Annotated in this window: 1 protein-coding gene; it reads right to left on the reverse strand. The window is 53.1% G+C overall.

The features are described from left to right. Positions 1-4,499: pectinesterase family protein (locus PHI12_13535; GenBank protein MDD5511814.1), on the reverse strand; the 4,499-nt coding region annotated here is incomplete at its 3' end. Between the last annotated feature and the right edge of the window lie 258 nt (positions 4,500-4,757).

The raw sequence follows: 4,757 nt of genomic DNA on the forward strand, positions 1-4,757 counted from the left end.
GTTCCGATGAGGGCAAAGGTGGTGAAGTGCGTAACATTGGCACTTACCTGGTTGTTTGCCGCATCGATATTTCCGGCCAGGTCTGTCCACTCTCCTGTTTCGGCGTCAAAGTAAGCGATGAATAAGTTCTCCGGGCTGACGTTCTCTGGCAGGGCATCCGGGTCATAGCTCCAAGTGAGCGTTATCCCTGGCTGGAAAGTGGCCCCGTTGGGCCCGAAGCTGTAAGCCGTGCCGATGAAAACTTTGTTCTCGGGCAGTTCCGCCGGAGAAGAGTCCGGTTTGCCAGTCAGGCTGGAAAGAGGACTGCCGTATTTATTGAGAGCCTTGGTCCCCTTGGAAATGCTTACCGTGAGCTTGCCGTCTTCAGAAGTTGCCTGTATGTCTGCCTGGACCGTGCCCGCATAGCTGATGCCGAAACTCTTCGTCTTCCCGAAAAGGTTCGTGCTTAACGGCGGGATTCCTCCCCTTCCGTCATAGCTTGGCGGGGGCGGTGGAGGCGGTGCTTGGCCGATAAGCGCAAAAGGAGTGCCGGACAGATCAGCCAGGGTGGGCGTAGTATCAGTTCTTATCTTTGCCCAGACATAACCTCTGTATTCGGGCTCGCCGGCAGGATAAGTGGCTCCTGAATCTGAACATGTAATCCAGGTGGTTCCGTCCCACCAGCTGAGCTTTAGGGTTGATTCGGTCAAGCCGGTCACATCAGCAGAAGTATAGTAGTTCCTGATTTCGATCTCTTCCACGTCGGTCGGGTCGTCTATAAAGACATCGATGTAGTTTCCCGTAGCCGTGAATCCTGTTGGCGCGCTGTCACCGGGATTATCCGTGTATTTGGCCACGGTGACTGTTGGCGTGCCGCTGCCTTTCTTCTCAACCGTGGTGTCAGCCTCGGTCTTGGCGTCAACAGTTGCCTCGCCTTCTGGCGTGGTTTCCGTCTTAACGCTTTCGGGCTCCACTGTTACCCCGCTTCCCGTAAAGAAGACTACCGCGCTAGCAGTAGCATTGGCAGTATAGGGGGGTGCGGAAGCCTTTACTGTGGCCGTTTCCACGGTTTCTGAAGAGGTCAGGGTGGCAATTGCTTTGCCGCTGACCGTTTCAGCGCTTCCGGTAATCAGGCCTTTGGTCGTAGTGAAGTTGATTTGCAGGCCGTCAGCAACGTTTCCTGCCTCGGAAGTGTCCTCGCCGTCAGAATTCTTGGTTAAGTCGGCGGTGATTGTAGATGTTGAGGCGCCGTCAGCTTCCATGCTGACTGGATCAGCGCTGGCGCTGAGAATTAACCAGGGATCGTAGTCAACGTTTTCTGAGACGTTGGCCGGTCCCTGATTTGACCCCCACCAGTTGTTGGTAGCGTCCATGGTGCCTGTCGGGATCAGATCTCCTTCTCCCCGGGCATCGATATCGCTGTCGTTGTTGACGAAGTTGTTGAAGTTTGCCCTGAGGCCGCTTATGTCCCCCGTATGAACGTATATGGCCTGCCAGTTGTTGGTGAAGTTATTGTAAGTGATATTACCGCTGAACAAGCCGTTGTTGTCGTTCGTCAGGTAGAGCGCGGCACCGTGGAAGTCTTCCATTCCCACCGGGGCGCCGTCGAGATCGTTTCCTTCAACCTGGATGTTGTCAACGTTTCGCAGTTCGAAGATTGCCCAGAACCAGGCATGGCCTCCGTTGTTGCTGCCGCTGTTGTTCCGGAGAACAAAGAGATCGGTGAAGTTGTCCTTGTTTCCGTAAACCACGCTGGATCCTTTATTGTCGTGGACGTTATTGCCTTCGATGGTAACTGTGGCAAGGCTGGGTCCGTCCGGGCCGGCATCCAGGGTCGCTTCTCCGAGATAGAGAGTGCCCCAATCCTCGTAACCGGTTATTTCTCCGTTGGTGAACGAGAAGTTGCCAGCCAAGGGGTTGATGTAGGCAGCCATGCCAACGGTTCCCTGGCCGTCCAGAAGAACATAGTCGAAACTGAGATCGTAGACATAGCCTGAGCCGGTGTGTCCGACGGTAACCCCTGGGCCGTATGTTCCCGCATTGCCTTTAATGGCCATTTGCGAGACGGATAAGCCTGTCAGGTCGCCGCCTGTGGTGTCAAGCTTCAGTCCGCCGGTGACAACCGTATCCTCGGGTCCTGCTCCTTGCAGAAGCAGATTGTCCAGTGCGTCGTTAACAACGATGGTTTCGTCGTACGTTCCCGCCGTAACCTGGATGGTATCTCCGGCATTGGCAGCCTCGATGGCTTCCTGGATGGTGTCGTGGTAGGTTTCCTGCGAAGTGTTGATTACCGGTTTGTTGGAGACCAGTTGTGACATGTCTCCGCCGGCATACCATGGGTCGTAGGCAACCGCTCCGTTAAGAAGAGCCTGTATTTCGGCTTCTACTGCCGTACCCCACCAGTTCTTGATGGCGTTGACAACGAAACCGTTTGTCGGTGTGCCGATGACTTGGATGGCATGTCCGCCGCTGCCAGAAAGGCTGGTAGAGTGGACGTTGAAGTCCTCGCTGGCCTCGAAGAACCCGACCCTGTCTTCGTCTTCGAAGTCAGGATTCTTGAAGTGGGCTTCGAGATCCACGCGGATATCGTCCCAGCCGTTATCGTGAAAGTCGCAGTTGACGTAGTCAATGCCTTTGTTGACCGGGCCGTGGTATGCCCCGTTCTTCTGGTTGCCGTAGACCTCAAGATTGTCCACAGTCATGTTTTCGGGGCCTAAGCCGATTTGCTCGCCGCTGTCGCTTGATCCACGGACGAACAGCAGGCCGTTGCCGTACTTCAAGTTGTCGGCGTCTTCCGGGTGGAAGGTGCCGTAGTAGCCGCCGTTGTTGTAGACCTTGCCGTTACGGAGAGTCAATCCGGTGATGCCGCCGCCCGTTTCAAAACCTGAGCGGTGGGAACCATAGCTCTCGAAGTCTTCGAACACCGTCCCGTCCATGGGGCTAGGATACCTGGCGCCGTAAGAGTAGTAAGATCCCCAGATAAAGACATTGTTGCCGTTTCCTTCAGCGCCAAATATCTTGGTGCCGGTGACGCTGCTGTTGATCAGGCCGAACGGAACTTCCTGGTATTGGTTGAGGCTGATGTAGAGCCCCATCCGGCCAGCTGTCCCGTCCTGGTCAGCCAGGTTGGTATTGGGACCGATGACGCTGTTTCTGATATTGATGTTATTCAGCGTCATGGTCTGGGCCTTGATGGTAAGCAGCATGTCGTTCTGGCTTCCGGGAGGAGCGTTCAGACTTTGGACGATGAATCCTTCGAAAGTAACGTCGTTGGTGTCCTGGATGAGAACGACTGACACTGTTCCTGTGGGCGTTGGCTCGGGATTGTTGAGGATGGACTCCACGTTTTCATCCCAGGCATAGTTGGCCGGGACTTCGTAGCCGTTCTTGTTTACGTCCCAAGTGGCTCCGCGCAGAGTGAGTGGTTTTCCGACAACGATTCTTTCGTCGTATCTTCCAGCCGCTACCTTGATGACGTCGCCGGGATCGGCAGCGTCAATGGCGTCCTGGATGCTGATATAGTCTGCGTTGATGTTGTCGTTGGCAGCGTAACCAATGGCGTAGTTTCCGTCAGCTTTGCCGGAAAACCACATCTTGTAAGTATCGCCGTCTTTTACCAGCACTGGAGTATAGGTGCGTTCGCTTCTCCAGGGCACACCGTCGTCCTTGTGCATGATTGGATTGTTGGCACCTCTTGTCCAGTTTAATCCGTCAGCAGAATAAGCGTAGCCTATCCCTTCGTTGCTTCCTTCTTGGCCGCCGGAATACCACATGTGCCAGGCGCTGTCAGATTCCTTTATGACACTACCGAAGGTGGTGTAGGAGCTGTCCCATGCATCGGTATTTCCCCACGGACCGTCGTTTCCTCTGGGCAACACTTTTCCGTAAAGTTGCCAGTCTACGCCGTCTGAGGAATAGCCCAGACCTATCTCTTCGAAGCCGCCAGTAGTCGCGTCAAAGTATAACGCGAAAGAATAGTCAAACGGGTTCTCACCCGTATTGCTGGCGGTAGGATTGTAAATAAGGTCTATCGGACCGTAAGAGCCCCCATTCCATTCTCCAGCTACGCCTGAGATTATGTCGCCGGTAATCGGCTGGTCTTCTGTCCAGGAGATTCCGTCTGACGACTCGGCGTGTCTGATGGCGTCAATACTGTACAGTTTTGCGGTATCCCAGTACCAGATCATGTATTTATCGTTGATCTTCTCAACAAGCGCATGGCTTGCATTCGTTAAGCCGGTTGCTGGAATCCCAGACGCCCACGTTTCTCCATCGGTGGAGGTCGTGTAGCGCAATCCCGCTTCCTCGGCATACCACATTTCGTAGGTGGTTCCGTCGAACAGGATACTCGGATAGTATGCTTTTTCCGCAGGATCAAAGACAGGATTTGCTGCATGTTCTGCCCATTTACTCACTTCGAGGATGGCAGGACTATCTGCAGCAACGGGTGTCGCCGCAACTAGGCCGAAACTCAGCACTAGCATTAAGGCGAGCAAAGCATTACAGATTTTGCCTTTCACTTTCTTTCTCCTTTTTCTGAATTTCTTTCGGTTTTCAGTATTGTGATCTTATATTTCTATAAGTCATTACCTCCGTTTCATTCGTTTCTTTCCATATTAAAATATGTCAAAGGGCAAAAGAGCTATTTACCCTGTAAAATAGAGGGACAAAATTTAATTTTCCTCCTTATTTAATTTTCCCTCCGGTAGGCTAAAATCTAACATAAATGACACCTTTTGTCAAGTTGTTTTAGGAATAAAAAAGTAGGCGTCCCCTTT

This window comes from Dehalococcoidales bacterium, from assembly GCA_028716225.1.
In the GTDB taxonomy this organism is placed as follows: Bacteria; Chloroflexota; Dehalococcoidia; order Dehalococcoidales; family UBA5760; genus UBA5760.